This is a genomic window from Corynebacterium sp. 045007, assembly GCF_040743205.1.
GTDB classification, from domain to species: domain Bacteria; phylum Actinomycetota; class Actinomycetes; order Mycobacteriales; family Mycobacteriaceae; genus Corynebacterium; species Corynebacterium jeikeium_D.
Genome location: NZ_JBFLKW010000025.1, coordinates 1 through 25,688, shown reverse-complemented (window position 1 = coordinate 25,688; position 25,688 = coordinate 1). Strand labels below are relative to the sequence as shown.

The 25,688-nt window shown below is 57.9% G+C and carries 23 protein-coding genes; 13 read left to right on the top strand and 10 right to left on the bottom strand.

What is annotated here, in order from left to right:
* Window positions 1–329: 329 nt before the first annotated feature.
* The 8 genes from AB1Z34_RS10440 (at window position 330) to AB1Z34_RS10405 (ending at window position 8,061) form a co-directional block, all read left to right on the top strand.
* Window positions 330–3,506 (top strand): DUF4040 family protein, encoded by a 3,177-nt coding sequence (locus AB1Z34_RS10440; protein ID WP_367158322.1) that lies wholly within the window; start codon window positions 330–332, stop codon window positions 3,504–3,506.
* Window positions 3,503–3,985, top strand: coding sequence for a sodium:proton antiporter (locus tag AB1Z34_RS10435; RefSeq protein WP_049190869.1), 483 nt, complete (start codon window positions 3,503–3,505; stop codon window positions 3,983–3,985). Before AB1Z34_RS10440 ends, AB1Z34_RS10435 begins: the two co-directional genes overlap by 4 nt.
* Window positions 3,986–4,008: 23 nt before the next feature.
* Window positions 4,009–5,550, top strand: coding sequence for a monovalent cation/H+ antiporter subunit D family protein (locus AB1Z34_RS10430; RefSeq protein WP_367158321.1), 1,542 nt, complete (start codon window positions 4,009–4,011; stop codon window positions 5,548–5,550).
* On the top strand, window positions 5,550–6,032 hold the full coding sequence (locus tag AB1Z34_RS10425; protein WP_070856821.1) for a Na+/H+ antiporter subunit E: 483 nt from the start codon (window positions 5,550–5,552) through the stop codon (window positions 6,030–6,032). The genes AB1Z34_RS10430 and AB1Z34_RS10425 overlap by 1 nt, the downstream gene beginning before the upstream one ends.
* Window positions 6,029–6,319, top strand: a complete 291-nt coding sequence (locus AB1Z34_RS10420; protein WP_005511667.1) for a monovalent cation/H+ antiporter complex subunit F — start codon at window positions 6,029–6,031, stop codon at window positions 6,317–6,319. Before AB1Z34_RS10425 ends, AB1Z34_RS10420 begins: the two co-directional genes overlap by 4 nt.
* Window positions 6,320–6,343: 24 nt before the next feature.
* Window positions 6,344–6,685 carry a monovalent cation/H(+) antiporter subunit G gene (locus AB1Z34_RS10415; RefSeq protein WP_016421914.1) on the top strand — a complete coding sequence of 114 codons (342 nt, stop codon included), beginning with the start codon at window positions 6,344–6,346 and terminating at the stop codon, window positions 6,683–6,685.
* A gap of 588 nt (window positions 6,686–7,273) precedes the next feature.
* Complete coding sequence (locus AB1Z34_RS10410; protein WP_367158320.1) at window positions 7,274–7,573, top strand: hypothetical protein; 300 nt, start codon at window positions 7,274–7,276, stop codon at window positions 7,571–7,573.
* Window positions 7,574–7,713: 140 nt separating this feature from the next.
* A complete protein-coding gene (locus AB1Z34_RS10405) occupies window positions 7,714–8,061 on the top strand; it encodes a hypothetical protein (RefSeq protein WP_154844218.1) in 348 nt (115 codons plus the stop codon).
* Window positions 8,062–8,217: 156 nt separating this feature from the next.
* Here the strand turns inward: AB1Z34_RS10405 and AB1Z34_RS10400 are convergent, their stop codons facing one another.
* Window positions 8,218–9,747, bottom strand: a complete 1,530-nt coding sequence (locus AB1Z34_RS10400; protein ID WP_367158319.1) for a catalase — start codon at window positions 9,745–9,747, stop codon at window positions 8,218–8,220.
* A gap of 361 nt (window positions 9,748–10,108) precedes the next feature.
* Between AB1Z34_RS10400 and AB1Z34_RS10395 the strand changes: the two genes are divergently transcribed.
* The 4 genes from AB1Z34_RS10395 (at window position 10,109) to AB1Z34_RS10380 (ending at window position 14,087) form a co-directional block, all read left to right on the top strand.
* On the top strand, window positions 10,109–11,236 hold the full coding sequence (locus AB1Z34_RS10395) for a hypothetical protein (RefSeq protein ID WP_367158318.1): 1,128 nt from the start codon (window positions 10,109–10,111) through the stop codon (window positions 11,234–11,236).
* 9 nt (window positions 11,237–11,245) lie between these two features.
* On the top strand, window positions 11,246–11,983 hold the full coding sequence (locus tag AB1Z34_RS10390) for an ABC transporter ATP-binding protein (RefSeq protein ID WP_038627399.1): 738 nt from the start codon (window positions 11,246–11,248) through the stop codon (window positions 11,981–11,983).
* Window positions 11,970–13,400, top strand: coding sequence for an ABC transporter permease (locus tag AB1Z34_RS10385; protein WP_367158317.1), 1,431 nt, complete (start codon window positions 11,970–11,972; stop codon window positions 13,398–13,400). The genes AB1Z34_RS10390 and AB1Z34_RS10385 overlap by 14 nt, the downstream gene beginning before the upstream one ends.
* Before the next feature lie 102 nt (window positions 13,401–13,502).
* Window positions 13,503–14,087: an RNA polymerase sigma factor gene (locus tag AB1Z34_RS10380; protein WP_187401382.1), complete on the top strand. Its 585-nt coding sequence runs from the start codon at window positions 13,503–13,505 to the stop codon at window positions 14,085–14,087.
* Between the two features lie 65 nt (window positions 14,088–14,152).
* Here AB1Z34_RS10380 and AB1Z34_RS10375 read toward each other — a convergent pair whose 3' ends face one another.
* From AB1Z34_RS10375 to AB1Z34_RS10355, 5 genes are all read right to left on the bottom strand, one after another.
* Window positions 14,153–14,704, bottom strand: a complete 552-nt coding sequence (locus AB1Z34_RS10375) for an alkaline shock response membrane anchor protein AmaP (protein ID WP_016421906.1) — start codon at window positions 14,702–14,704, stop codon at window positions 14,153–14,155.
* Window positions 14,701–15,156, bottom strand: a complete 456-nt coding sequence (locus tag AB1Z34_RS10370) for a hypothetical protein (protein WP_049181727.1) — start codon at window positions 15,154–15,156, stop codon at window positions 14,701–14,703. The genes AB1Z34_RS10375 and AB1Z34_RS10370 overlap by 4 nt, the downstream gene beginning before the upstream one ends.
* Window positions 15,143–16,231 carry an Asp23/Gls24 family envelope stress response protein gene (locus tag AB1Z34_RS10365; RefSeq protein WP_070652814.1) on the bottom strand — a complete coding sequence of 363 codons (1,089 nt, stop codon included), beginning with the start codon at window positions 16,229–16,231 and terminating at the stop codon, window positions 15,143–15,145. Before AB1Z34_RS10365 ends, AB1Z34_RS10370 begins: the two co-directional genes overlap by 14 nt.
* Entirely contained in the window at window positions 16,228–16,425 is a 198-nt protein-coding gene (locus AB1Z34_RS10360; protein ID WP_005511694.1) for a hypothetical protein, read from the bottom strand. The genes AB1Z34_RS10365 and AB1Z34_RS10360 overlap by 4 nt, the downstream gene beginning before the upstream one ends.
* A 65-nt stretch (window positions 16,426–16,490) precedes the next feature.
* Window positions 16,491–17,018, bottom strand: a complete 528-nt coding sequence (locus AB1Z34_RS10355; protein ID WP_070652813.1) for an Asp23/Gls24 family envelope stress response protein — start codon at window positions 17,016–17,018, stop codon at window positions 16,491–16,493.
* A gap of 826 nt (window positions 17,019–17,844) precedes the next feature.
* Here AB1Z34_RS10355 and AB1Z34_RS10350 point away from each other — a divergent pair.
* Window positions 17,845–18,477 carry a trypsin-like serine protease gene (locus AB1Z34_RS10350; RefSeq protein WP_367158316.1) on the top strand — a complete coding sequence of 211 codons (633 nt, stop codon included), beginning with the start codon at window positions 17,845–17,847 and terminating at the stop codon, window positions 18,475–18,477.
* 107 nt (window positions 18,478–18,584) lie between these two features.
* Here the strand turns inward: AB1Z34_RS10350 and AB1Z34_RS10345 are convergent, their stop codons facing one another.
* From AB1Z34_RS10345 to AB1Z34_RS10330, 4 genes are all read right to left on the bottom strand, one after another.
* Window positions 18,585–21,782 (bottom strand): SpaA isopeptide-forming pilin-related protein, encoded by a 3,198-nt coding sequence (locus AB1Z34_RS10345; RefSeq protein ID WP_154844223.1) that lies wholly within the window; start codon window positions 21,780–21,782, stop codon window positions 18,585–18,587.
* Window positions 21,782–22,714, bottom strand: coding sequence for a prealbumin-like fold domain-containing protein (locus AB1Z34_RS10340; protein ID WP_187401383.1), 933 nt, complete (start codon window positions 22,712–22,714; stop codon window positions 21,782–21,784). The genes AB1Z34_RS10345 and AB1Z34_RS10340 overlap by 1 nt, the downstream gene beginning before the upstream one ends.
* A complete protein-coding gene (locus tag AB1Z34_RS10335; RefSeq protein WP_367158324.1) occupies window positions 22,707–23,747 on the bottom strand; it encodes a class C sortase in 1,041 nt (346 codons plus the stop codon). Before AB1Z34_RS10335 ends, AB1Z34_RS10340 begins: the two co-directional genes overlap by 8 nt.
* Before the next feature lie 237 nt (window positions 23,748–23,984).
* Window positions 23,985–25,622, bottom strand: coding sequence for a SpaH/EbpB family LPXTG-anchored major pilin (locus AB1Z34_RS10330; RefSeq protein ID WP_367158323.1), 1,638 nt, complete (start codon window positions 25,620–25,622; stop codon window positions 23,985–23,987).
* Window positions 25,623–25,688: the final 66 nt, after the last annotated feature.

The following is a 25,688-nucleotide window of genomic DNA, read 5'->3' as shown; positions in this document are numbered from 1 at the left end:
CGGCCACGGGTAGTGCTCGACGGGTTAACTCCCCGGGAGGTAATCTCTGGTGTTATCCATGATGCAATGACCGCCTGACCCTACCGGCCATTTTTGTCATAAACCTAGTCAGTAACTCGGATCAATCCAACGTCACCAGACATAAACGCAGTCAGTAACTCCCACCGACGCCCCGTTCATCACTCGTTCCTATGTATTTTCACTACTGGATTCACAGAGCCTTTCCCCGCTCCCCCAAATGCCCCTTTCACCCCGCGTGGAGCAATTTCGTGGCTGTTAGTCTGTAGAAGTACGAACCTTTTTAACAGCAATGTGAAAGTAGCCCCCAAGTGACGCACCTGGCAGCAGCTCTGGCATCAGCCAGCTCCTTTACAGCCAGTCCGCCGTCGGCGACCGCACCACCAGACCAGACATTGGCTTCTGAGTTTGCGTCCGGCGGCGTATCGGCAACATTGAATTCTTTAGATTCCGTTCTTTCTGCCCCGGCAACGATTACCGCCCAAGCAAGCAGCTCCGCCGAGCACGCAACAACGCTCGCAGCTCAAGCAGTCCAAGCCACCCAAGCAGCTCAAACAGTCCAAGCTGCCCAAACCTCCGCCAACAGCCTGACCCTCCTTTCGGTCCCGCTGTTGGTCGCGGTTGCCCTGGCGCTGACCCCGCTGTTTGTGAAGCTCCTTGGTCGTCACGCAGGCTGGCCCATCGTCGCGTTTTTTCTCGCGTCGGTGGTCCAGCTTTCGCGTGTAACGGGCGATATTCTCGACGGCACCACCTTCACCTGGTCCCGCGTCTGGTCCCCGGAACTGAACGCGGCGTTTGCGCTGAAGCTCGATCCCCTCTCCATGGTGTTCAGTTTCTTGGCGCTGTTGGTGGGCTCGATAGTCTTCATCTACTCCACCGCGTATTTGCCACCGAAGAAATCCGCGATGAGCTTCTACGTCCTGATGACGGCGTTCATGCTGGCGGTTTTGCTCCTCGTGCTTGCCGACGACATCATGCTCCTCTTCATCGGGTGGGAGCTGGTCTCGATGGCGTCGTTCCTGCTCATTGCAAGGTCGGGCTCGTCGGGCGAGCTGGGCTCGTTGCGCACACTCCTGCTGACCTTTACCGGTGGCTTGCTGCTTCTGGCCGCCCTCGGCGGTGCTGTGTGGCTAACCGGTTCCACGAACCTCACCGAGGTTTTGGCTTCGCCTGAGTGGGAGGCCAACCCGGCAGCGCGCAGCCTCATTGCCGCGCTGGTGGCCCTGGGCGCTTTCACGAAGGCAGCTCAGTTCCCCTTCCACGCCTGGCTTCCAGAGGCCATGGCGGCGGCAACTCCCGTCTCGGCTTTCTTGCACGCTGCGGCCGTCGTCAAGGCGGGCGTTTACCTGCTGATGCGTTTTTCCACGGTTTTCGCGGACGTGCGCGTGTGGCAGTTGCTGCTGATCGTCATGGGTATGTGGACGGCTGTTGCCACGGCCTACTTTGCGCTGCAGCAGACTGACCTGAAGAAGCTGATTGCGTACTCGACGGTCTCGCAGTTGGGTTGGATTGTTGCCACGATTGGTGTGGGCACGAAGTTCGCCATTATGGCTGCGGTTGTGCACACCATTGCGCACGCGATGTTTAAGTCTTCGCTGTTCATGATGGCTGGTGTGGTTGATCATCAGGCGGGCACGCGCGATATTCGTCGCCTCGGTCCGCTGTGGAAGCAGATGCCGTGGAGCTTTGGCTCGATGATTTTCGGTGCGGCATCGATGGCGGCAATTCCGCCGTTCTTCGGCTTCATGTCGAAGGAAGGCATGCTGACCGCATTCGAAGGTGCGCCGCTCAGCAACACCGGTGTCGTCATTCTGCTGACGGTGGCGGCGATTGGTGCGATTGGTACTTTCGCGTACTCGGCACGTTTGGTGTTCGGTGCGTTTGTGGATGGTCCGCGCAATGTTGACCACATCACTGAGGCTCCAATTTCGCTGTGGCTGCCGGCCGCTATCCCTGGCCTGCTGAGCCTGCCTGCGGCCTTCGCTGCCGGCGCTATTTTGAACCGTCCGCTGGACCGCGTGGCGGATACGGTCGGTCAGCTTCCGGCTGGCACGACTCAGGAATCGCACTTGAGCCTGTGGCACGGCGTGAATGTGCCGCTGATTATCTCTGTGATTGTGCTGGCTGTCGGCGTGGGCTTCATCTTCACTCGTGCCCGCGTCAACGACGTTATGGCCGACCGCAAGCTCTTCCCGTTCACTGGCGTGGAGGCAATCAATGCGTCGTTGAGCGTCTCGCAGCGTGTGGGTCGCGCGCTGGCGAAGGTGGCGCGTTCGCATCAGCCGTCGCGACACCTGTTGCCGCTGCTTGGTTTGCTCGCGGTGTACGCCCTGGCCATTGCAATCGCTCCGGGTGTCGGTGGCGCTCCTGTGCTGCCGAAGATCGACGGCATCGATCACCTGACCGATCTGATTCCGCTGGTCGTTGTCCTGATTGGTGTGTGGGCCACGCTTCGGGCAAAGAACCGTCTACAGGCGGCTGTGCTGCTCAGCGTCACCGGTGTTGGTGTCACGTTGCAGATTCTCCTGCTGGGCGCACCAGATGTGGCATTGACGCAGTTCATGGTGGAAATCCTGACTGTCGTGCTGATGATGCTGGTGCTGCGCTTCCAGCCTCGCGCGTTCTCTGAGACCTCAAAGAACCGCCAGGCTTCCGCCGCGGTCGTGGCAGTTGCCGTGGGCTTGGCTACGTTCGGCGCGGTGTGGTTCCTCACTGGCCGTCGTCAGTTGCCTGAGGTTGCGCAGTGGTACATCGACAACACTGAGAAGGTCACGGGCGAAACCAATATTGTCAACGTGATCCTGGTTGAGTTCCGTGCTTTCGATACCATGGGTGAGCTGGCGGTTCTCGGTATGGCGGGCGTCGCGATGGCAGCGGTTGTCACGTCGATGCCTCGCTTCCCGCACCTGCTCGATCAGCCCTCCCCGCTTGCGGAGCCCGCTCTGAACTCCATCATGATGCGCTGGCTGGTCCGCTGGCTGTCGCCGGTTCTGTTCGCCCTGTCTGCCGTGGTTCTCTACCGCGGCGGTACCGCCCCGGGTGGCGGCTTCAACGCGGCGCTGATTGGTGCCGCCGCCGTGATGCTGGTTTACCTGTCCAAGGACCGCGACGAGCTGGTCTTCGGCAAGAAGACCCCGGTGGCGCTCAGCGCTGCGGGTGTCATAACAGCAATCGTCACGGGCTTCATCGGATTCGCCAAGGGGTCGTTCTTGGCACCGCTGTACGGCGAGTTCCTGGGCCAGCACCTCACCACGGCATTGCTTTTCGACGTCGGCGTGTACCTGGCCGTCATCGGCATTGTGGCGACTGCACTGAATCTCCTGGGCGGCCCGAACCGTCCTGGGGTGACCGGGTCGGACGATGTGATGCAGGATCTCTACTCAGACCGCTCTAGCTTGCGGGTGCCGCCGGAGATGGGCGTGTTCGCCTCAGAAGCGGAAAGTGCTCCCGCCCCAGCTCATGCCACCGTTGAGGAGGCCAAGAAGTGATTATCGCCATCATGGCTGCCGTCCTCGCTGGCGGTGGCACGTACCTGGTGCTACAGCGCGGCATGCTGCGCACCATTATCGGTATGACTCTGATTTCCCATGCCGCTAACCTGATTATCTTGTCCACGGGTGTCGGCGCCTGGCGCGGCGAGCCGCTGCTGGGCAACGAAGCCACTGCGGGCGCTGGCGCTGCCGAGCAGATGGCTGACCCGTTGCCGCAGGCATTCGTGCTGACGGCCATCGTGATTACCATGGCCGTCACCGCGTTCATGCTGGCACTGTCTGGTTTGGGCCGCGATGACGACACTCGTATCCATGAGGACCGCGAGGCCATGCGACAGCTGTCGACCGCTGGCCGTCGTACAGGTAAGCACATTCCGGCTGACTCGGACTCCACAGTCACCGGCACCCCAGGGGTCTCTCCGGCTCCGAATAAGTTCCCGCGCGAGACCCCATTCGGCGGTGACGAGAAATGGTAGAAGCCTCTGCAATGACCTCTGCAATGTCTCCTTCAACTCTGTCTTCGCTACTGCCGCTGTTTGCGGCACTGCCGCTGATTCTGTCGGCGGTCGCAGCCATCCTGCCGAAGCTGTGGATGCGTGCGACGATGGGCATCGCCGTTCCGGCACTATCGTCGCTGGCTGCGTTTTGGGTGATGTTCTACGTCGCTGACAACGGCCCGGTCGGCCACGGTGTGGGCGCGTTCCCCGGTGGTATCTCGATTCCTTTCTTGGCGGACACGTTCTCCATGCTGATGCTGGGTGTGGCCGCGGCTGTGGTTGCCATCGGTAACTGGTTCGCCCACGTCGCGGGCGAAAACACTTCGCGGTTCTTCCCCTCCCTGACGCTGATGATGTTGTCCGGTATGTCGGGTGCTTTCCTGACTGCCGATTTGTTCAACTTCTTCGTGTTCATGGAGGTCATGCTGCTTCCCTCCTACGGCCTAATTGCGGTCACCGGTACCTGGCACCGCCTGGCTGCTGGTCGTAGCTTCGTGCTGGTCAACCTCTTGACCTCCACGGTGCTGCTGATTGGTGTCGCGCTGATTTACGGCTCGGCGGGCAATGTGAACATCGCAATGCTGGCCGACATGGCCAGCGAGGGCGGCCCCGGCGGCACGGGTGTGGTCGCACTGGGCATTGTCATCATTGCGCTGTGCGTGAAGGCTGGTTTGGTTCCGGCGCACACATGGCTGCCGAGGACGTACCCGTCGACAAGCCCTGCGGTGATGGCACTGTTCTCTGCGGTGCATACGAAGGTTGCGGTGTACATGCTCTTCCGCATTTACGTCGTGATTGTGGGCATGAATCCCTCCTGGCACTGGCCGATTATTATCATCATGGCGATCTCGATGCTGGTCGGCGCGTTTGCTGGTCTCGCGGAGAACACCATGCGTGAGGTGCTGGCCTACCAGATGGTCACGGGTATGCCGTTCATTCTGATTGTGCTGGCGTTCACGGATGCTAACGACGGCGGCGGCGCCAAGGCGGCACTGGCTGCGGGTATTTTCTACGCGATCCACCACATGGTGACTGTCGGTGCCCTCATTCTGGGCTCCGGTGCGGTGGAAGAGACCTACGGTACGGGTACGCTCTCCAGGCTTTCTGGGCTTGCCCGCCGCGACCAAGCAGTCGCTTGGGTGATGGCAGCGATGAGCTTCTCCATTGTTGGCTTCCCGCCATTTTCCGGTGTGTGGGGCAAGGTGGGCATTGTCTTCGCCTCTGCTGCTACTGGCGATGCCCGTTCGATTATTGCAATCACCGCAATCATCGTGGCCTCGCTGGGCTCGCTGCTGGCCATGATTCGGCTGTGGCGCGCGGTCTTCTGGGGCCGCCCCATGCAGGGCGTGGATGATTCCGTTCGCGTTCCGGGCGCGCTGGTTGCGCCGTCCGCCATGCTGGCAATTATTTCTGTGGCAATGTTTGTCGCAGTCGGCGCCGTCACTTGGGCGACCACCGGTGCGGCTGATGCGCTGCTGAATATTGATGGCTACCGCGAGGCCACTCTCGGCGGGGTCGAAAACGCCATCGGAGGTATTTACTGATGAAGTTCCTGCATGTTATCCGCTATTCCCTCTGGCTGGTCTGGCAGGTTATTGTGGCTGCGACGGACGTAGTGCGCGATACGCTGCGCCCGCACCAGAAGCAGCAGCCGGTGCTCATTGGGCTGCCGCTGCGTGTGACGTCTGACCTTGAGGTCACTCTCTTTGCCGAGTCCATCACCATGACTCCTGGCACGCTGGTCTGCGGTGTCCGTGAGACCGATGTGGGGCGGTTGTTCATCATCCACGCAATCTTCGGTGCCGACCTGGACGCGCTGTACGACTCCCTCTACGACATGGAGGAGCACCTCGTTCCCAGCCTCCGCGATGTCCCCCGCCCGAAGGCGTTCGTCTTCGAGGAGTACAACGCGGACAAGTTCATTGACCCGGATGCCGTCGTCGGCGTTGCCGCTGAGGTCGACCATGGTCTGCCGCTGCCGGATGGCATTGCCTCCAAAGGCGAAGACAAAGGAGCACGCTCATGAATGACACATTGATCGATCCCACCGCAGTACAGGTAATTAGCGGCATTGGCATTGCTCTATGTTCAGTGGCGCTGCTTGTGGGCGTGGTGCTGATCTTCCGAGTCAAGGGCAATGTCTCACGCGCAGTGCTTTCCGACGCTGCCTTCTACCCCATGGTGGGAGTGTTCCTCACAACTGCCATGCTGCGGACTACGGCCATCACTTTCGATATTGCAATGCTGGCGGGTCTGCTTGGCATTTTGTCGACCGTGGGCCTGGCCCGAGTTATTTCCCGTGGCCGCCGCTAAGACCGATTAAGGACGAATCGCAATATGAGTATCGCTTCAATTCTTGTAACTATATTGTTTGCCGTGCTGGTCATTGGCGGATCTTTGTACCTGCTCCTGGCGGGCGTGGCCATGTGGCGCTCTAAAGATGCCCTGAGCCGGTTGAACCAGCTTTCAGCTGGAATCATGGTGGGCATCCCCGCACTGGTGATTGCCAACTTGGTCCTAGAGGCCGACCAGGGCGATCTGACGTGGGGCAAAACCCTCACCGCCATTCTGGCCATTGTTGCTGTCCTGGTCGTCGCTACTGTCGCCTCCGAGGTACTTGGACGCGCGGTGCTGGGTGCCCGTGATGGCTCCGCGGAGGACTACGTGCCGGAGCGGTAGCTAGCGGCACGGGAAGCGTCCCGCATACGCCGCTTCCGGCGGGTTTCAGAGCAGCCTCTCAGTGCTCTCCAAGACCCCCTTTGGGCCACCCACCCTACCCAAAAGGGGGTATGTTTCCCCACACTTTTGGCCTCCCGCAATGTGATGTACCTCTCATGGGATATGGGTCGCTCGTTAATCCCGTTTATGCCCCTAAATTGAGTGGCAGTTTTTTCCGTTAACTAAACTTTGGTTTCCCTTAGTTAGGGAACCCTTGGTTATCATTTTTGTTGAATTCGCCGTTTGCCTGCACCTTTGTGACACCAAGAACAAAACAATCAATGCAATCCCGGTAAAGATTAGGAAAACAACACTTTTGTCATCCGATATTCAGGCAGAGGCCGGGGTCGTCCCGATCGACTCAAAACCGCCCTCTTTCCAATATTTTTAGACGAATTTGAGCGAGCTTCAGGGGACACAACCGACCGGAAGCGGACCGAGGCACTTATTTTTTCATTGCAGCCCCTTGCCCCATCGGTTAACTTAATTTCTGTGAGTCAGCCAAGAGCGACTCAAAATCTTTACCCCCGAGAACCTAAGGATTTTCTCATGTCCTGCTCCGCAGAAGATATCGCAACCATCCTCGAAGCTCTTCCGGCAGTCACCGTCGAGAGCCCGCTGCCGGCTTTCGAGCAGCTGGCTGGCAACGACGTCAACTTCGCCAACGTTGGTGGCGACCTGAACTTGCCGTTCGGTAACGACTTCCTGGACATCACCTCCAACGACGACTACTCCACCCACGACTCCCACGACAAGGAGGTTTCCGACTTCCTGAACCCGCACACTGAGGTCGACCAGTCCAAGGACTTCGACTTCCTGAACCCGACCATTTCTGGCATCGGCAAGTAAGCTCCCGGGCTGCACGGCAGGACAATAGCTCCGCCAATCCTTGACACAATAAACCGCCAGTCTCTAATAAAGACTGCGGTTTATTGTTCAGTTAAAACCGATATTCTTCATTTCGTTACTGTCTAAAAGGAACACCAAAAATGGACGTCACTCCTATCGTTGAGGTTCTGGAAGCAATGCCTTCCGGCCCGACCGTCAACGTCACCTTCGAGATTAACCCGACCATCGATGGTGATCTGACCCTCCTGGAAACCGGTGACTGGAACGCTCCGTTCGGCCGCGACTTCATGGACATCAACATCACGAACGACCAGTCCACCACGAATGACAACTCCACTCACGTCAGCGGTGTCGAGGCTGACAGCGCCGACGAGTCACTCGCAAAGGGCGAAGAAGCTGCCGAGTCCGCCGAAGAGGCTGACGAGGCTGCAGCTGCTCCGAAGTCGCTTTTCAACGGCTCCCCGAGCCTGCCGGGCATCGGGGTCTAAAACAGCTCACACTTAGGGTTGTTCCTTAGCCGCCCCAAACCGGGTCGGCGTGCAGGCAACCACCAAGCCCGTGGCTGTCATGCACAGACAGAAGTTTTAAATAAGCGTTAGCCCTGCAGATGGTCAAACCACCTGCAGGGCTAACGCTTTTTGTACTTACTTCGTTGCCTTGAAGCGCTTTTCCACCTCAGCACCGAGCCAGGAATCAACGTTGGTCCAGTACTGGTAGACACGCTGCTCCACCTCTGGGGAAACGCCCTGCATGGCACCGACGATGTTGTCTGCCAAGCGATCGCGCTCGGCATCGTCCATCACGTTGCGAACAAGGTCGCCTGCCTGCGAGAAGTCATCATCCTCAGGGTGCTGCACGTAGGCGCCGGCGTAGAACTCTTCGCCCACGCTTTCCCACTGGCCAAAGGTGCCAGCGTCAACCTGCCCCGCGTGACCGGAGTGCACTGGGCAGCCAGCGGCCTTGGCCTCAGCCGCGGTATCGGCCTCCGGGCCGCGTCCGGCGGCGTTGGAGCCATGAACCGGCAGGTTCGGGTCCGCGTAGTGGTAGGTGCCATAGCCATCCTGCGAGAAGGAATTCACTGGGCAGCGCGGCTGGTTCACCGGCAGCTGGTCATGGTTGACACCAAGACGGTAGCGGTGCGCATCAGCGTAGGAGAACACACGAGCCAGCAGCATCTTATCCGGGGAGAAGCCAACACCCGGCACGGTATTCGACGGCGCGAATGCGGCCTGCTCAATCTCGGCGAAGAAATTGCCCGGATTGCGGTTCAGGGTGAAGTGACCGACCGGAATCAGCGGGTAGTCCTTCTGCGACCAGGTCTTGGTCAGGTCGAACGGGTTCACCTTGTAGCTGGCGGCCTCGTCGTAAGGCATAATCTGCACCTTGACATCCCAGGTTGGGTAGTCGCCGCGCTCAATCGCCTCGAAGAGATCCTGGCGAGCGTGGTCGGTGTTTTCGCCTACCAGCTCAGCGGCCTCATCATCCGTCAGGAAGTCCCAGCCCTGGCGAGTCTTAAAGTGGTACTTAACCCAGAAACGCTCACCTTCAGCATTAATCCACTGGTAGGTGTGGGAACCGAAGCCGTCCATATGACGGAAGTCCTTCGGAATACCACGGTCACCCATCAAGTACGTGACCTGGTGAGCGGACTCCGGAGAGGCAGTCCAGAAATCCCACTGCATATTGGCGTCGCGCAAACCTGTGTCCGGCAGGCGCTTCTGAGAGTGGATGAAGTCCGGGAACTTAATGCCATCGCGGATGAAGAACACTGGCGTGTTGTTGCCCACGATATCGAGGTTGCCCTCTTCGGTGTAGAACTTCAGTGCAAAGCCGCGCACGTCACGCCAGCCATCCGGGGAGCCCTGCTCACCTGCGACAGTGGAGAATCGCGCCAGCATCGGCGTGACCGTGTTCGGCTGGAATACTGCAGCCTTGGTGTACTTGGAGACATCCTCGGTGATGGTCAGTTCACCGAAAGCACCTGCACCCTTAGCGTGAACAACGCGCTCCGGAATGCGCTCGCGGTTGAAGTGCGCGAGCTTTTCCAGCAGGTGGATGTCGTGGAGGTTAATACCTCCCTGTGGGCCATTGGTTAGCGAGTGCTGCTCTGTAGGAACCGGCGCACCGTTGAGGCGAGTGGTCGGACCATTGGAACCTTCATAGAGATTGGACATGGGGATTTCCTCCTAAAGACAGGGGCTAGATGACAGTCACAACATGCCCTGACGTTTTCCACCCTACACGAAGTTTCATATTTTTCCTATCAGTCTCCCGCGATTGATATGTGGCCTTAATTATTAGTCCGATTAGGTTCGCTGTATCAGCCGCAAACACTCGGCCCTAAAAAGGGCAAAATTCCCTCCGCGAAAACCACACGCGATGGCCGTCGAAAAGCACTTACCGCGCTTTCATGCAATACCTATCAGCACTGAATAAAAGGTATAGCCAGCACTACCACTGCCCACGGGGGTTAAGGGTAGGATTTCACGCGTACCACGCTGTCAATTTGGATTCTGATCGGATACTTCTGCAGACATGAAAAAACAAGGGAGGGGCGCAAAAGCGCTCACAGTCTTCAAGTACACGCTGGCGTTGCTGGCGACCGTTGCGCTTCTCAAGATCGCATTCTTCCCCGCTAACGACGAGGACTATGCGCAAGCAACCGGTGATTTCTCCCAGCCCACCACGGAGCTATCCCCTCAGCGGATCAATAACACGCAGAAGCTGTCTGCCACCATCGTCCCGGACGAGCCCACCGTGATCCGCGCCAACGCTTCCGGTGAAATCACTGACGCCTATGTCAACAGCGGCGGCAACGCCGTAGAGGGGCAAAACCTGCTCCAGGTGAAGAAGACCTCGGTATCTGAGACTGCCAGCACCTCCGGCGGCGCGGATTCCGATGAAGAAAACGCCGCAGCCGCCGCACCCGAAACTACCGTGACTTGGGGCAACATCACCGCTAAGGCTTCTGGCACTGTGCAGTGGGATATCGTCATTGGCCAGACGGTCGAGATTGGCCAGGAAATTGGCACCATTTCGCCGAATAGCTTCCACGCCGTAGCACCTATCAAGCCGAGCCAGCTGTACACGCTGGGAGACTCGATTAACAATGGCCGCCTCGCTATCACCGATGGCCCGGCACCGTTTTTGTGTGATTCGGTGAAGACGGTCACGGGAAGTGGCGCGGGCTCGCAAGGCGCTGGCGCTGGTGCCGGAGACGGCGCCGGCATGGGTGCCGCCGCTGCTGGAAATTCCTCGGGCGGCCCACAGCTACGCTGCGATATTCCCGCAGATCAGACCGTCTACGAAGGTGTTCCTGCCACGCTGATTCTTGGCAGCGGCACCACCTCCGAGGTTCCGGCGCTGCCGGTGACCGCCGTGGAGGGACGCTTCCGCGAAGGTGTCGTCTACGCTCCGGCTAAGGATGGCGGCAAGCCCACCAAAATCAAGGTTGAGCTGGGCGCCAACGATGGCACTTTCATTGAGATCAAGCGCGGCCTGAAGGAAGGCCAGCAGGTCTTGGAGTACGTGCCGTCCTACAAGGACGATTCCGCCGGCGCTGGCACCGGCACCGGCGACGGCACTGACACCGGCACCGGCGCTGGTGATGGCAGTGACACTGGCTTCGATGAGTCCGGCGATGACGCTGGCTCTGAAAAGTAGGCCCGCGCCATGCTTAGTTTGACCGCAGTCACTCGAACAGTGACGCTGCCCAACGGCGAGGAGCTGCCTATTTTGAAAGGCATCGACCTCGAAGTGCCACGCGGTGAGCACCTCAGCATTGTCGGCCAGTCCGGTTCGGGTAAGTCAACGCTGCTGAACATCATTGGCATGCTCGATTTGCCGGATTCTGGCACGTACACGTTCGACGGCACTGATATTTCCACCTTGTCGGATAGGAAACGCGCTGCGCTCCGGGGCGATAATTTAGGATTTGTCTTCCAGCAGTTCAACCTCTTCCCTTCCCGCACCACGCTGGAAAACGTTGAGGTTCCGCTGATGTACGACCGGGGCGAGAAGTTCTGGAATCGCACCGAGCTCGCCGCCGCGATGCTGGAGCGCGTCGGTCTGGGCGATCGTCTAGAGGCCACGCCCTCGCAGCTTTCCGGTGGTGAACAGCAGCGTGTGGCGATTGCCCGTGCGCTCGTGCGCCAACCGCAGCTCATTCTTGCCGATGAGCCCACTGGTGCGCTCGACGTCGACACCGGCAAGATCGTCATGGATCTGCTCGAAGAAGTCGCCACGGAAAACAATGCTGCGCTGATTGTGATTACGCACGATTTAGAGGTCGCCGAGCGCGGCGATCGGGCACTTGAGCTTCGCGACGGTCAGTTGCACGCCGACTCCGTCCTGCTATCTGCCGCCAACGCTATGCACGGCTTCGAGGAGGTTGCTGATGACGACGAATAAAGAAACAGAATCGAAGTCACGGCCTTCCTTCCTCTATGCAGCAACGCCTTATCTCGGCGCTCTGCTGGAAGCGTGGCATGAGCTGCGCATTAACCGTGGCCGCATCATGCTGTCGCTGGTCAGTGTGGCCGCCGCAGTGTGGGCGATGACCACAGTCATTGCGCTTGGCAATATTCTCACCAGCTCTCAGGATGCGGTAACCGCGCAGAGCACGGGTATCGCCGGCACGGTCACGTTGACTGCCGGAGCGGGTAGTTCCGGTTCTGAGGATAGTGGAGACTTCGGCGATGGCGGCTTCGGTGACAGCAGCGCCGGCACAATGGCCGATAGCTTCGGCAGCTTCGGCGGCGCGGGCGTCGGCGGAAACGGACCGGACGATTTGAGCGTCATCAATCCGGACGGGTCCATCAACGACGCTTTTTCCGCTGCCACGCATCGCCTGGTAGAGACCACCCATGCCAACTTGTGGTCGCGAGTTCGCATGCAGCCAGCCACACCTGAGCACAATATGGATGACTGCGCACCGGATGATTACGAGTGTTTTTCGCCAGGCACCCCCGAGCTGATCGCCGCTGACCCGGGCTGGTTCGATATCTACGCCCGCACCATCGTGCAGGGACGTCGCCTTGAAGATGCCGATGGCCAGCGCTTGATGAACCCCGTGGTGGTCAACGACCAATTCTACGAAAGCCTGGGAAACCCAGCACTAGCCGACCATCCAACCTTCACCTTGAAGGAAACCGGCAACACCACTTTCACCGTGGTGGGAGTGTATAAGTCCCTCGGATCGTGGGACGCCCCGAGCATTGTCACGCACTACGATTCTTTCCTCAATGCCAGCTACGAGGGGCCGGTGGGTGAGCCGCAACTTCTCGTCGCAACGCCTGAGGAGTCCGCGAAGGAAAACCAGAAGGCGCTGCACAATATTTTCCAGGCGGAGCTCGGCCCCAGCTGGAAGGTGAATACCTCCCTGTCGGAGAAGGACACGGAGATTTCCCAGGAGATGAATAACACCATCACTACGGCGCTGGGCATTATCGGCGGCATCGTGATCGCGCTTGGCGCGTTGGGGCTGCTCACAGTCTCGATTGTCACCATCGGCCACCGTGTCCGTGAGATTGGTATTCGTCGCGCAATGGGCGCGTCGGCAGGCCGGATTTTTATCTCTGTGTTCCTGGAGTCGATTGTCGCCACGACGGTGGCGGGCGTGGTTGGCGTGATTGCCTCGATCATCACGGTCAAGCAGCTGCCGCTGGATAAGATGCTGGCGTTGCCGCTGGAGACCGGTGCCGTGGCCTACCCCGTCACGGCCGCGGTAATCGGCGTGTTGGTCGCGACATTCGTGGGCGCGCTGGCGGGTATTATCCCGGCCACCATCGCAGTCCGCGTCAAGCCCATCGACGCCATCCGCTTCTAACACTTCAGCCCCTAGTTCGCCTGGCTGCGTCGCCGCCTGCTTTTTGCAGGTGAGGCCACGTGCAGCCAGGCGAATTATCTTTAGGTTTTAAGTTGCTAAGCTATGTCCATGACTCCCGCACGCCTCGTCTCTAATGACGAATACATCACGCAGCTGGCGCTGAAAGCCGGTCGCGGTGATCAGGCTGCGCTGACGGAGTTCGTACGGCTGACCCAGAAGGACGTGTGGCGTCTGGTCGCACACCTGGGTGGCGTCGATGCCGCGGATGATTTAACGCAGGAGACGTATCTGCGTGTGATGGGGGCGCTCCCCCGTTTTGCGGCGCGTTCTTCTGCCCGCACGTGGCTATTGTCGCTGGCCCGGCGTGTGTGGGTGGATTCGGTTCGCCATGATTCGGCGCGGCCGAAGAAGTCTGCGGTGGAAGTGGAAAACGCTGCCGAGCAGTTTACGACTGACGAGTCGTGGTCGGAGCTCGCTGATGCCCGCGTGCTGCTGGAGCAGCTGCCGGAGGAACGCCGCGAGGCACTCATTCTGACGCAGGTGCTGGGGTACTCCTACGCGGAGGCCGCGGAAATCGCAGGGTGTCGTGTGGGAACCATTCGCTCCCGTGTCGCTCGTGCGCGCCGGGATTTGGTTGCCGCGCTTGACGACGGCGATAGTGCCACCGGCGACTCTGCTGCTGTTTAGCTCCCTCCGGCCAGCGCACCCAGCTGGCCGATCTAGGTTGTCTCCCCGCGAAGCTGACTAGCTGACTAACGGTCCAGCTCGATTTTGTAAGTCGAGGCGATATCAGCATGCCCGATGGCATCCCGCATATCACGCTCCGCGTTTTTCAGGGCAGCTACAACAGCGGGGAGGCTCGCGTGCGGCGACATTGCCACAGTCACTTCCAAGGTAGGAATTCCATTATCGCGGTAGACCCGCGAATCCGCCTGATTAATGTGTGCGTTGCGCTCTAGATCGGTGCACACCGCATCGGCAACGTCGGCGACCGGCAGCGAGATCTCTCCCAGTTTTTCTTGTGATTCCGCTGCGGCGACGGTGCTGAACCGGTGCGAGCGCAGATTAGCGACCACCAAGATACAGCCGACGACCGCTAGAACCGCTGTGACCACACCGAGGACGGGAACATACCAGCTTTGCTCAGGTATTTTTCCCCAGGAGTCCATCCGTCCGGAGTCATGAAGCCACTGTGCGGGGGCGACGTCGAAGTAGCTCGCAATTGCCCATGTTGCTACCAGCAGTAGCAGTGCTGAGAAAAGAAACAGCACAATTCGGTCGAATACGCTTACTGATGTTTTCACTTGTCATCACCTTCGTATTCGCCGCGAACTCCGGAAGCAAGTGCCGTGCCATTGTGGAGTTCTTGGTAGTCAGACTTGTGCATCCACACTGGCAGGTTGCCATCGTCATCGACGCGTACATACCGACGCGGGGCAGGAAGAAACACTGCGATGAGCTGTCCCAGCCCATAGATTGCAGCTAGGATTCCGACGAGAAGCAGCACCCACGACGCGGCTGAGTCCAGTGGGTTGCTGAACCAGTCGAATACCGGCTGTAACCATGAGGTGCCACCCGAGCCATTGGCACTGATAATTGCTTCTCTACCTGCAACTACGGCCACTGCGATTATCAACAGACCAGCGAAAACTCCTAGCCCGCGGACCTTTGGCGATTGACGCGGGTCACGTCCCTGGCGAGTTTCGACCGACTCGTCCGAGACCATCGCGGCCGAAGCCGTCTCAGTCGGCGTCATAGGGTGTCACCTCAATCTTTTTCAGTGGACGTGGCTCTGGAATGCTTACCGCCACGGTGCGTGGTTGCGGCACGGATACCGGGCGCAGCTGCTCCTTTCGCGGTGCGCGAACTTGTTTCAGCCGAGTTGGACGCGGCACGTTAACCGGACGCAGTAGCGCTGGTCTTGGCGCCTTGACATTAATTGTGCGTGGCGACGGCACGCGTACTGGACGCAGATTTGGCTGCCGGGGCACGCTCACCTGTACCAAGGACGACGGCTTTGGCGCTGTGACCTTTCGCAGCTGTATGGGCCGTGGAATTGGTGTGCGACGCACCTGTTTCGGCTTCGGTGCCGAGGTGCGAACCACTGGCAGCGGCGGCGGCGTAACAATGCGACGGGCCGGTTGCGGCTTTGGTGCCTTAATAGCCACAGCTGGTTGTGGCTTCGGCGGCGTGATGAAGCGCACCGATTGTGGAGCAGGTGCTGGGACACTGCGTACTCGTTCCGGACGCGGCGGAGTAATGCTGCGTACCGGCTGCGGTGTCACCGATGGAATGCTACGCACTGACTGTGGCTGCGGTACTGAAATACTGCGCACTGGCTGCGGCGTCGGCACGGCGATGGACTGCACTTCTGGGACCCGCCGCACCTGCGGAGCGGTCACTACCTGCTGGTTCACCCGGACAGGTGTCAACTGCGGGTGATCTGAAAAGTACGCTAAGTCCTGTCGGGTGACACGCACGTGCCCGGGTTCGACGCTGTCGATGTCAACATCGACGGTGACATTTTCAAGACCGGCCATATCAGCGAGCCAGGTGGCAACGCTGGAACGAATGCGCACCGCAATTTCCGCTGTCGGCGCCGGCCATGATGCAACGGCGCGAACTGCGACTCGAACTGCACTAACGACGTTTGTAGTGGCAGAACTAGGGGCAATCTCACTGTCGATTGAGACAATTGGATAGTCGCGCCCTAGCACACGGGATTGGTCGAGGGTGCCGGGAACCGCGCGCACGGCCATCTCTACGATGCGGCGGATTGCCTTTTCGCTTACGACGGTGGTGCCACGCGTTGCTGGAACGTGGATAGTCACCGTCGGCGGCCTCCTCGGTTGAACTTACGGTTGAGCTCGGGCGCGTCGATTTTGCCATCGAGTACCGCACCGGCTGCACCGGCCAGACCTCCGAAGGCAATAACCGCAAGAAAGCCCGTAAAACCACCAATCATTGCGGCGAAGCACAGGACAACGGCAATCGTCGCGAAGGTCTTTGTGTAATTATCGAACATGAAATTCCCCTTTTTACGGGCTTACCTGCCCATCCTGCCCGGCTTCGACGCGCAATAGTTGTTAACTACTGAACGCGTGGCTGCTCCTTGGACTCGTTAGCAGCCGCGATGGCCTTGCGCTGCTCTTCGCGCTGCTTAGCGGCCTCTTCTTCGCGCTCCTGCGGGGTCTGGTAGTCGGTGTGAACATCGGAAACATCGACATTGACTTCAGTGACCTCGAGTCCGGTCATACGCTCAACGGAGCTAATGATGTTCTGGCGGATAGCCTCAGCCAGCTCATGGATGGCAACGCCGTACTCAGCAATGATGGTGACGTCGACAGCAGCCTGGCGCTCGCCGACCTCAACAGCAATTCCCTGGGATACGTTGGCGCTACCGCCGGAGACAAACTCACGGACGGAGCCAGCGAAGCGATCCATGCCGCCACCAAGGTCGTAAACACCGGAGACCTCGCGGGTAGCGATGCCTGCAATCTTGGAGACGACGCTGTCGTCGATAGAAGTGTGGCCGTGGCCGGTTCCCTTATTCGCGGAGTCCGGGCCAGCCTGAGTTGCCGGGGTGTTCTTAGCAGTGTTCTTTGCGTTGTCAGCCATGATATGCCGTTCCTGTTCTCAGTGATGTAGACGAAATGTCTGGACAACGCCGATGCTATAACTGCCGCAGGCAACCTGCAGTGCGAGCTGGGCACATGGCTGTGCGAGAGTCCGTCTAGTACGGCTTTCGTTATAAAAAATTCTTAGAAAACCGGATCGCAGATTTGATTTGTTTTTGTCCACAGCCTTCCGGGTATTTTTGTATTTTTGGATTACTCCTGCGTGACGGCAGTTTTTACCTGCCATTCACGGTTCTGATGTTACGAGCGGCCCCCACTTGCCTGCAGAATGCTAACAAATCCAACAACTTTGTATAACAAGGTGCAATTTGCGGCACTATTCCATATTTCGACGGTGGATCAGTACCGCCCCTGATTGGAACTCGTGCGCGCCACGATTTGGTTGCCGCGCTTGACGACGGCGACAGTGCCAGCGGCACCTCTGCTGCTGGTTAGTGCAGCTGTTTAGACCCGCCCCCCCCCCCCGATAGGCGTTGCCCTTTTTGCCACCCCATTTTTGGAGCACTATCGCACATGATTGCTCAGTTGAGCGTAGGTTCTGCCTTAACTGATAGTTTTATACATTTCCTTATATTCGCGATACGAAACGGGTATATAAACTGCCCGGCACGCATAAGTTCCATCTTTTTCGACGAGATTAGCTTTGTTTTTCGGCATCTTTAGGATGATTGGACGCTTACCATGCGCGTTCGTATTCGCCCTCTAGGAAATCAACCAGAGGAAATGCTTTTCAATGTGCGGCCTGGAAACGCCAGAACCAGTTTTTGGGCCGCCACCGACCAACTCACTGAGGAGCAGATTTCCCCATGAATAGACCTTCATGGATTTTCACTGTCACTGCCGTTATCACGGCTACAACCGGACTACCGGCCTACGCTGCCACCATCAACCAAGGTGATCCAGTTGTTATCGTTCACGCTAATGGGCCACAAGCCAGTGTCTGCACAGCTGGCTACGTCGACAAAACCAACTCTCAGATCTACACAGCAGGTCATTGTGGACAAGAAGGAGACACAGTGACGGATGGGACCTTCCAGAAAATTGGAGTATTCCAACCGTCTCCCACCTATGACCATTCACTAGATACGGGAAACGATATCGGAGTTGTTTCGCTTGATGACCCCGCTACTACCGGTGAGAATTCGTATTCGGGTGACTCCATAATATCCCCGACAGATGTTCAAACTGGTGAGACAGTCTGCATTTACGGAAACACTACGGGGAAAGTGACCTGCGGTTTAGCCGCTGACCGAGAGGCATACCAAACCGAGGACAGTGCTCTACAGGTTCAAAATGTGCACGCTCAACGCGGCGATTCCGGTGGCCCAGTATGGGTACCGGAAAAAGGCGCCGTCGGGGTTGTATCGACTACCTGGAACATCATCGATGGGAACGGACAACAGCTTGGCTCTTACATCACCGCGAACTCACCCTGGTAAGAGGGCTTTGGTGATGTAGGGCTTCCTAGTAGGTGGGAAGCGAGCCTAATTCTTTTTGCCGCCATATGGGGTCTGTGCAGGCAACTGCACAGACCCCATTTTTGTTATTAGGACTGCTGGCGACGAGTCCAGAACCAACCACAGGCTGCGATTACCGCACCGAACAGTGTCCAGAGCAGGACTCCGTTTCCACCGGTCTTTGGCAGCTTGCCGGTCTTGGTGTCGGTCACCTGCATGATCATGAGTTCGCCGGAGCCTTCGGCCTTAATCAGCGGGCTACTGCCACCCACCACCGAGATGGTGTATTCCTTAGTCTCCTGGTCAATTGAGATTTCAAACGCCACTGGCTCAGGCAGCAGGTTAAGCCCTGCCGGCGACTTAGTCTCTACCAGGTAGAAAGTACCAGTTTCGTTAATCTCAATTGACTTCTGATCTGGGGTGATGGTGTAGACCGGTCCTCCACTGAAATCCGGCTGACCACCTGCCGAGGGGTAGATATCGAAGGTCGCACCACCAAGTCCCGGTAGAACCTTGACTCCCTCGCCATCGACATATTCCGCCTTTTCCAAGGTCAGCTTGCCTGGCTTGGTGTCCGGCGCTTCGTAGTTATCGACCACGCAGGAAATGGAAGATAGGACCTTATTGGATTCCGACATCTTCACCCGGAAGCCGAACTCGCCGACGTTTTCGACCTTCAGTGGTGAGGTCTTCCCGCCTCGGGTTTGAGTACACACCGCGTTGAAATCACCGGTGGAATCTAACGTGTCACCGCGACGGAACAGGGTGTAGCCCTGCTTCTGCGTTTCGGTGAGAACCAGCGATTGCTCACGTTCGCTTTCAATGTTCCACGATGCAGTACCCTTGTCGGATTCGGATCCGGAGGTCACCTTCATCGACTGATGGACCAGCGGACCGGACCCGGTGCCGATGACATTGTCATTTGCGGCAAGGGTAAATTCCCAGCCAGGGGCACCGTCTTCGAGAACCTTGCCGTTTTCATCGACAATGCGCTTCTTGACCTTCACAACTCCGTTACAGCGAGAAGCAAGTTGTTCACCAATCTGCTTCATCTGCGCGGCGAGCTTGGAGTACTGCTCGACTCGGATGGTGTCACCGGTGCCAGAAATATCCTCACCCATGGTCTTGACCCCACGCGGACCATAGGTCCACTTGGATTGATCACGCGTAATCTCGATATTCCTGCCTTGTGGGGTTCGCTCCCAAACCTTGAAACCACCATTCTTATACGCAATCTCGAAGTTAGCAGTAGTATCATCGCCCACATAACTTGCTGCATCTACGTACTTATTCGTGAACTGCCAATAAAGTCCGGGCTCTGAAATGCTTGTGCCACTCTTCCACCAACGTACATTCTTTAGTACGAGATCCTGAGTAACAGTTGTGCGCTGAGCATACTTTCCACCTACAGTCAGGTCGACCATAATCGGGACGATGCGAGTTCCGGCCGCTTTCAGCTCATTAGCTGCATCAATTGCCTGGTTAAGGGCGGATTCTTGAACAAATTCGCCACCAAGTTTTAATCCGGGCGCTTTCGAGGAATATGTCGGCATACCGTCGGTGATGAAGTACACCACGTCATAGTTTCCTGCCGCGACCTGCTTGAGGCCTGCCTCCCAGTTGGTCGAGCCGTCGCCTTGCCAATTAGCGACAATGCTCTTTGCCCGGTTTACACCTTGTTCTGATTGCAACGAGATGTAAGGAGGGTTCTGCCCATAGGTTGAGCCGTTTGCAGCACGTGGCGCTCCACCCGCGAAGTTGTAGATACCCAGTTCTGCAGGGGTTCCAGCCAGCGAATCAATCAAAGCATTTGCCGCCCGCTTCGACTCGGTAAAGCCATTTGAATCAGCGTAATTCAGTGAGGTGGACAGGTCGGCCACCACAGCAATGCGCAGGCCACAGCGCTGCGGCATCGGCGGATTAGCGACACGTCCGTGAACCCACTGAGCTCCATCCGGCGGAGAGATAATCTCCGGTGGTTTTGGTGTGCTCTTTTTCTCTCCGTACACATCGAGCGTCACCTTCAGGTTCTTGTTCTGTGAAAGATTATTGGTGAAGGTAAACACTGCATCTTTAGGCACGAGAGCAGAGTCAACCGGCTTGCCGTCCTTTACCGGTACGACATCCATAGTGATGAACCCATTGCCGATGTTGACGTTGCGCTTCAGCAAAGTCACACCTGGTTCAATTTGGTCCAGCGTGAGGTTGTACTTCTGCGGATCCAAGAAAGTCGCGTCAGTTTCGATACGCACCGTTGCGTACTTCATGTGAGATTCCTCAGTCACCTTAGCCGTAAAAGCATTGGGCTTCTTCGGATCTACTGGGTCAGCTTGCACTGCAAACTCGTGACCGATGGCATCAAAGTGCCGCCCATCGACAGCCGGTGGCTTGGGGTCTTCAGAATTTGAGCAGTCTTTAACTTCACCGCTTAGATTGAAAGTCCACTCGGTACGCGCATTCGGAGCAAGCTTAAAACCTGGCTGCGCTACAGCAGTGACCTTTACGGTTCCTGGCTTGTTCTGCTCATAGACATGAGGTCCGGCAGGTGCCTTGTTTGCGTTGAGGTAGTAATCAACTCCCTTGGTGTCCGGGATATTGATATAAGCCTTCTCCACACACTCCGGTGCAGTTGCAGGGTCGACAAGAGTTGGGTCCGCAGGAGTTACCGCTCCTGGTTCCGGTTCCGGTTCCGGGGTCTCTGGCTCGGTGGGCTCAGTCGGCTCTGTTGGATCTGTCGGCTGGGTAGGCTCCGTCGGGTCCGTTGACGGATCTGTTGGCTCACTTGGATCGGTGGGCTCAGTGGAGCCGTCAGGAGTACCACGAAGGGTTATGGCCACGTCGCCAGTTCCTTTCGGGGTAGTGTAGTGAAGGCTGAGCGTGACTTTGTCGCCCAACTTTACCGTTTGATTCAACCCCTTATGTACGAATTCGAGTGGCGCCTGTCGAGCACTATCGTTACGAGTGATCTGCGGGTCGATTGCCCTGCCATTGATTTTCAAACTATAGCCCTGAATCCATCCTTTCCCACCAACGTTGAATTGCAGGCTGTCAATAGTCGCATCCCTATCGATTGTGAACTCGTATTCAGGAGTGGGGCGAGCATCAATATTCTTAAACTCATACTTCGGCGGAGACGTCGGAATGACCTCCGTCTGCGCCTGCGCCTGCGGCGCGTTGGGCGCAAACGCCTGACCGCTGACAACGAGAGCTACCGCTAGCAAAGCAGCCAAGAACATGCGAAGCACAGTTCGCAGTGAATCCGGCAAGCGGAATGTTGTCGAAAACATTAGTTCTTCCTACTTTCTGAGTTCTTCCTGCTAGCGGCGATAATGACGAATCCTCCACCAATCAGGGCTGCGGCGAGAGCTACCAGCCCTGCCACCTGTACACCGGTAAGCGCCAGCGAGCCGGAACTTCCGCTGCTTCCGGAGCTCGACGAGGATCCAGAAGAGTCCGAAGGTGTCGAGGTCCCCGGCTCATCAGGTGGCGTGGAGGTAGTCGACGGGGTCGTCGAGGTTCCCGGTTCACCCGGTGTTGTCGGCGTCGTTGGCGGGGTCTTCGGCGGAGTCGATGTGCCCGGCGTCGTCGGTGGAGTCTTCGGCGGTGTTGCCGGCGGCGTCGTTGGTGGGGTCTTCGGCGGAGTTGTCGGAGGTGTCGACGGTGGTGGCGTCTCCCCCGGCTTATGCGACTTCGCCACAATGACTCCCTCTACAGGAGTGGAGTCATAATCCAGCCCATAGAACGGCACCGATACTAGGAAGGGATTAATCTCCCGGTAGCTGTCGTTCGGAGCTGTCGAGGTAACGAGGTAAATACCCTGCGGCAAATCGCTGAACTTCACGGAGCCGTTTTCATCAGTGACCTGGCTAAAGTGGAGATCTTTCGGCCACGTAGCAAGCTCAGCGGCAGTGGCTTTTTCAACCTTCTCGCGGTCCTGCGGGCTAGACGGCGAGATTCCCTTGAGACGCTCCAGATGGACGGTCACACCAGAAATAGAACCCGAAGCCGGCGAATTATCATCGTCCGGGTTTCCTGGGCTCAAGGTAATGCGCACAATGTCCGTGCCGCTCGTTGCTGAAACGCCCGGGGCATCCTGATGCCCAACAATTCTGGCCGCGTTGGCGTCATTCGCGCCAACTGCACCCATTACTGACACCAGAGCGCAGGCAGCTAAGAACGCAGCTATCCGGTTCCAGGTGGATGTCAAATATTTATTCATTGTCGTTTTCCCACCACGAAGTGTTGTTATTATCCTCGGATGCCGATTCGCTGCCGCCAGCGAGTCCATCGCTGTCTGCGTCGCCATCAGCAGTCTCGACGTCTGCATTCTCAGCGTCGTCGTCAAGCTCTTCGGCGATGTCGTCGATGTCGTCAGAGTCGTCGGCGTCGAGGCGCTGGCGCCAGAGCCACCACGCAAAGCCTGTGCCAAGCACAAACACCGCTACGAGCAGGGCGTACATCCACCACTGCCATCCAGTCCCGTGCGTTTGGTCGAAGATATTGCTTTCCGACGGATCCATCGGCACTTGGTGACCACGCACTAGCAGACGATGCGTGTTAATTCCGTAAGGAGTGCAAGTGATGAGGGTGATGTAGTCCTGGCCTTCGACGGGCCGAAGATCATCGGTCTCATGCGGAAGTACAACCTTGATTTGATCAATCTCGTACTTCAGCTTGTGGCCTGCGACCTGGATATAGAAGGCGTCTCCCTCTTTTGCTTTCCGCAGGTTATCGAAGAGCGTTACGTTAGTAAGTCCGGTGTGACCGGTAATGATGGAGTGGGTTCCAACACCGCCGACTGGAAGATCGGATCCGTATAGGTGTCCGAGCCCCTTGGCGAGCACCTCATCGCTGGTGCCGTGGTAAATCGGCAGGTCGGCCTGAATCTCTGGGAAAATCAGACGCGCCATCACGTCGGTAGCGTTTAGCTGATCGAGATAAGCGGCGTACTCGGGGTTGTGGTCATTAACTTCGTTAAGCCACGGGTCCAGAATCGGGCCGGTGGTTTGGCGCTCGTTGTAAGCGTGAGCGCGTTCCCACTGTTCATCTTTAACTTCTTGGGGTACGGACTTTTCCAACTTGGCGAACTCCTTGGCCGCCTTAGAGGTGCCGTAGTTGTTCAATGCCGTGGAGACAACCGGGTACAGCATCACAAGCAAGCCCACAATCACCAGAATTGCGGGGAGAACCATGCTGTTCTTTTTCGCCTGCTCAGACTGTTCAGGCTGCTCAGCTGATGCGTCCCGCGTCAGAGTAGACGCAGAGTGTTTACCCACGGAGGAACTCCCAAGAAGTCAATCAAAAAGGGATGTGGCCTTTCTCTTTCTCGCAGGTATGAGGATGCCTGCTGTTGAAAAAGAGCACATCGAAAGGCCGCAACAGTAATTTCAGTGATGCGCAAACTACAGGAATGGCGTGCGCTGTTGAACGCACGCTATTCCCTCAACACTGGAGCTAAAGCGCTCCAGTGACCGAGCCTTTACTCGGGTTTAGTTCTTGGAACCGCGGCGGGCGAACCATGCACCAGCTGCGACGATAGCTGCACCGATAGCAGCCAGGATGCCGACACCGGCACCACCGGTCATCGGCAGGTTCGGGGTGGTGTCGTCGGAGTTAACAACCTCGCCTGGGTTAGCGCCGACCTGGACGGAAGCCAGCTGGTAGACGCGCTCCGGGTCAGTCGAGGTAGCAACCAGCTTGAACTCGAGTGCCTCCGGCAGCAGCTCCTTGCCCTTCGGAGCCTTGGTCTCAATCAGGCAGTAGTGGGACTGTTCGCCCTCGACAACCTCGGCGTTGTCTTCGAAGTCGTTGACGTGAAGACCAGTGATTTTGACGATACCGTCCTGGCCAGAGACGAAGGTGGTCTTCACCTCGCCACCCTGCTGACCGTTCACCGGAGTCCAGGAGTCCTTCTTGGTGGTGTCAATGTCGGAGCACTTCTGGCCAGCAGCCTGGCGGACAATCTGGAACTCGGCACCATCCAGGCCGTTGCGGTCGCCATCGACCTTCTTGAACTGCAGGCCACCCCAGTAGGTCTTGACCTCTGGAGTCTTCTTCGGAGTGCTGTTCTCGGAACCGTCCGGGTTGTTCTGGAAGACCAAACCGGTGTTCGGCGCGATGTCGGTGTCCTTCGCGAATTCAGCCTTCAGCTTGGTGGTGATGGTAACGACCACCTTGTCACCGGCACTAAGCGACTTAGCAGTTTCCTTATTCAGGTCAACATCGACCTTGTTGCCCTCGAAGAACTTGCCGTCCTTGTCGTTGCCTTCGGACAGAACCTGCTCCGTACCATCGCCCTTGACAATCTTGACGTCAACCTTGGTGATTTCCAGCTTCGGGTCAATCTCGTCAGTGATCTGGAACTGGGTACGCTCCGTGTTCGGCTTCAGCTGGCGAGCGGTACCCGTGACGGTGTAGACCAGGTTTTCGTCGCCAGCGTTCTGGTCCTTGTCCTTGACGGTCTTGGTCGGCTCTTCATCCTTGTAGTTCTTCGGGAATGCGTGAACGTCGTAGTTCCAGGTGGTGCCCTGAGTCTCGTCGCCTACCTTGCCATTGCTGGTCATCGGAACGAAGGCGATGAACGGAACAGCCGGGTCATAGCCTTCCTTCGGACCGGTCTCAACAACCAGGTAAGCACCGAGGTCAAGATTCTGGGAAACGTTCCACTTGCCGTCCCCATCGGTCGTTCCCTCTGCGACCTTCTCCAGGACACCGTTGTCAATCAGAGCCTGAGTCGCCTGGGTACCAGTAGCAAAATCGCCAGCCTTCAGCTTCGAAGCAGCCAGCAGCCCCTCGTTAGTGGTGACATCGATAGGGGTATTGCCATCTGCAGTCCTGGTGATCTTGTAGACGGTGAAGCCAACGCCTTCGAGCTTCTCGCCACCGTTTTTCCGAACATCCTCGACGTCAGCTTCGGTACCAGACGGCTGGCCTTCGCTGGTCGGGTTACCGAACTTGTGAATGGTGAGCGAGCCCTTGGCGTTCTTGTTCACCAGCGGGGAGTCGCCGGCAGCCTGGTTGATGGCAGTGTCCTGAGCGATTGCAGCCGGGGCGGAGACGCCCATCGACAGACCGACGATGGCAGCGAAGGTTACCGAGCGGGCGGTAGGTTCAGGCGGTGAATGCATCACCACTTTCGACCAGGAGAAGTAGTGAAGCAAACCCGCCGAACGAAATACAGTGCCATCAAACCC

Excerpts from the sequence above, each read along its gene's own strand:
- AB1Z34_RS10360 (WP_005511694.1), bottom strand. The coding sequence starts at position 16,425 with ATGTTCGATAATTACACAAAGACCTTCGCGACGATTGCCGTTGTCCTG.
- AB1Z34_RS10400 (WP_367158319.1), bottom strand. The coding sequence starts at position 9,747 with ATGTCCAATCTCTATGAAGGTTCCAATGGTCCGACCACTCGCCTCAAC.
- AB1Z34_RS10350 (WP_367158316.1), top strand. The coding sequence starts at position 17,845 with ATGAATAGACCTTCATGGATTTTCACTGTCACTGCCGTTATCACGGCT.
- AB1Z34_RS10380 (WP_187401382.1), top strand. The coding sequence starts at position 13,503 with ATGTCCATGACTCCCGCACGCCTCGTCTCTAATGACGAATACATCACG.
- AB1Z34_RS10420 (WP_005511667.1), top strand. The coding sequence starts at position 6,029 with ATGAATGACACATTGATCGATCCCACCGCAGTACAGGTAATTAGCGGC.
- AB1Z34_RS10410 (WP_367158320.1), top strand. The coding sequence starts at position 7,274 with ATGTCCTGCTCCGCAGAAGATATCGCAACCATCCTCGAAGCTCTTCCG.
- AB1Z34_RS10430 (WP_367158321.1), top strand. The coding sequence starts at position 4,009 with ATGTCTCCTTCAACTCTGTCTTCGCTACTGCCGCTGTTTGCGGCACTG.
- AB1Z34_RS10340 (WP_187401383.1), bottom strand. The coding sequence starts at position 22,714 with ATGAATAAATATTTGACATCCACCTGGAACCGGATAGCTGCGTTCTTA.
- AB1Z34_RS10385 (WP_367158317.1), top strand. The coding sequence starts at position 11,970 with ATGACGACGAATAAAGAAACAGAATCGAAGTCACGGCCTTCCTTCCTC.
- AB1Z34_RS10330 (WP_367158323.1), bottom strand. The coding sequence starts at position 25,622 with ATGCATTCACCGCCTGAACCTACCGCCCGCTCGGTAACCTTCGCTGCC.
- AB1Z34_RS10425 (WP_070856821.1), top strand. The coding sequence starts at position 5,550 with ATGAAGTTCCTGCATGTTATCCGCTATTCCCTCTGGCTGGTCTGGCAG.
- AB1Z34_RS10390 (WP_038627399.1), top strand. The coding sequence starts at position 11,246 with ATGCTTAGTTTGACCGCAGTCACTCGAACAGTGACGCTGCCCAACGGC.
- AB1Z34_RS10370 (WP_049181727.1), bottom strand. The coding sequence starts at position 15,156 with ATGACGCCGACTGAGACGGCTTCGGCCGCGATGGTCTCGGACGAGTCG.
- AB1Z34_RS10395 (WP_367158318.1), top strand. The coding sequence starts at position 10,109 with ATGAAAAAACAAGGGAGGGGCGCAAAAGCGCTCACAGTCTTCAAGTAC.
- AB1Z34_RS10345 (WP_154844223.1), bottom strand. The coding sequence starts at position 21,782 with ATGTTTTCGACAACATTCCGCTTGCCGGATTCACTGCGAACTGTGCTT.
- AB1Z34_RS10405 (WP_154844218.1), top strand. The coding sequence starts at position 7,714 with ATGGACGTCACTCCTATCGTTGAGGTTCTGGAAGCAATGCCTTCCGGC.
- AB1Z34_RS10355 (WP_070652813.1), bottom strand. The coding sequence starts at position 17,018 with ATGGCTGACAACGCAAAGAACACTGCTAAGAACACCCCGGCAACTCAG.
- AB1Z34_RS10415 (WP_016421914.1), top strand. The coding sequence starts at position 6,344 with ATGAGTATCGCTTCAATTCTTGTAACTATATTGTTTGCCGTGCTGGTC.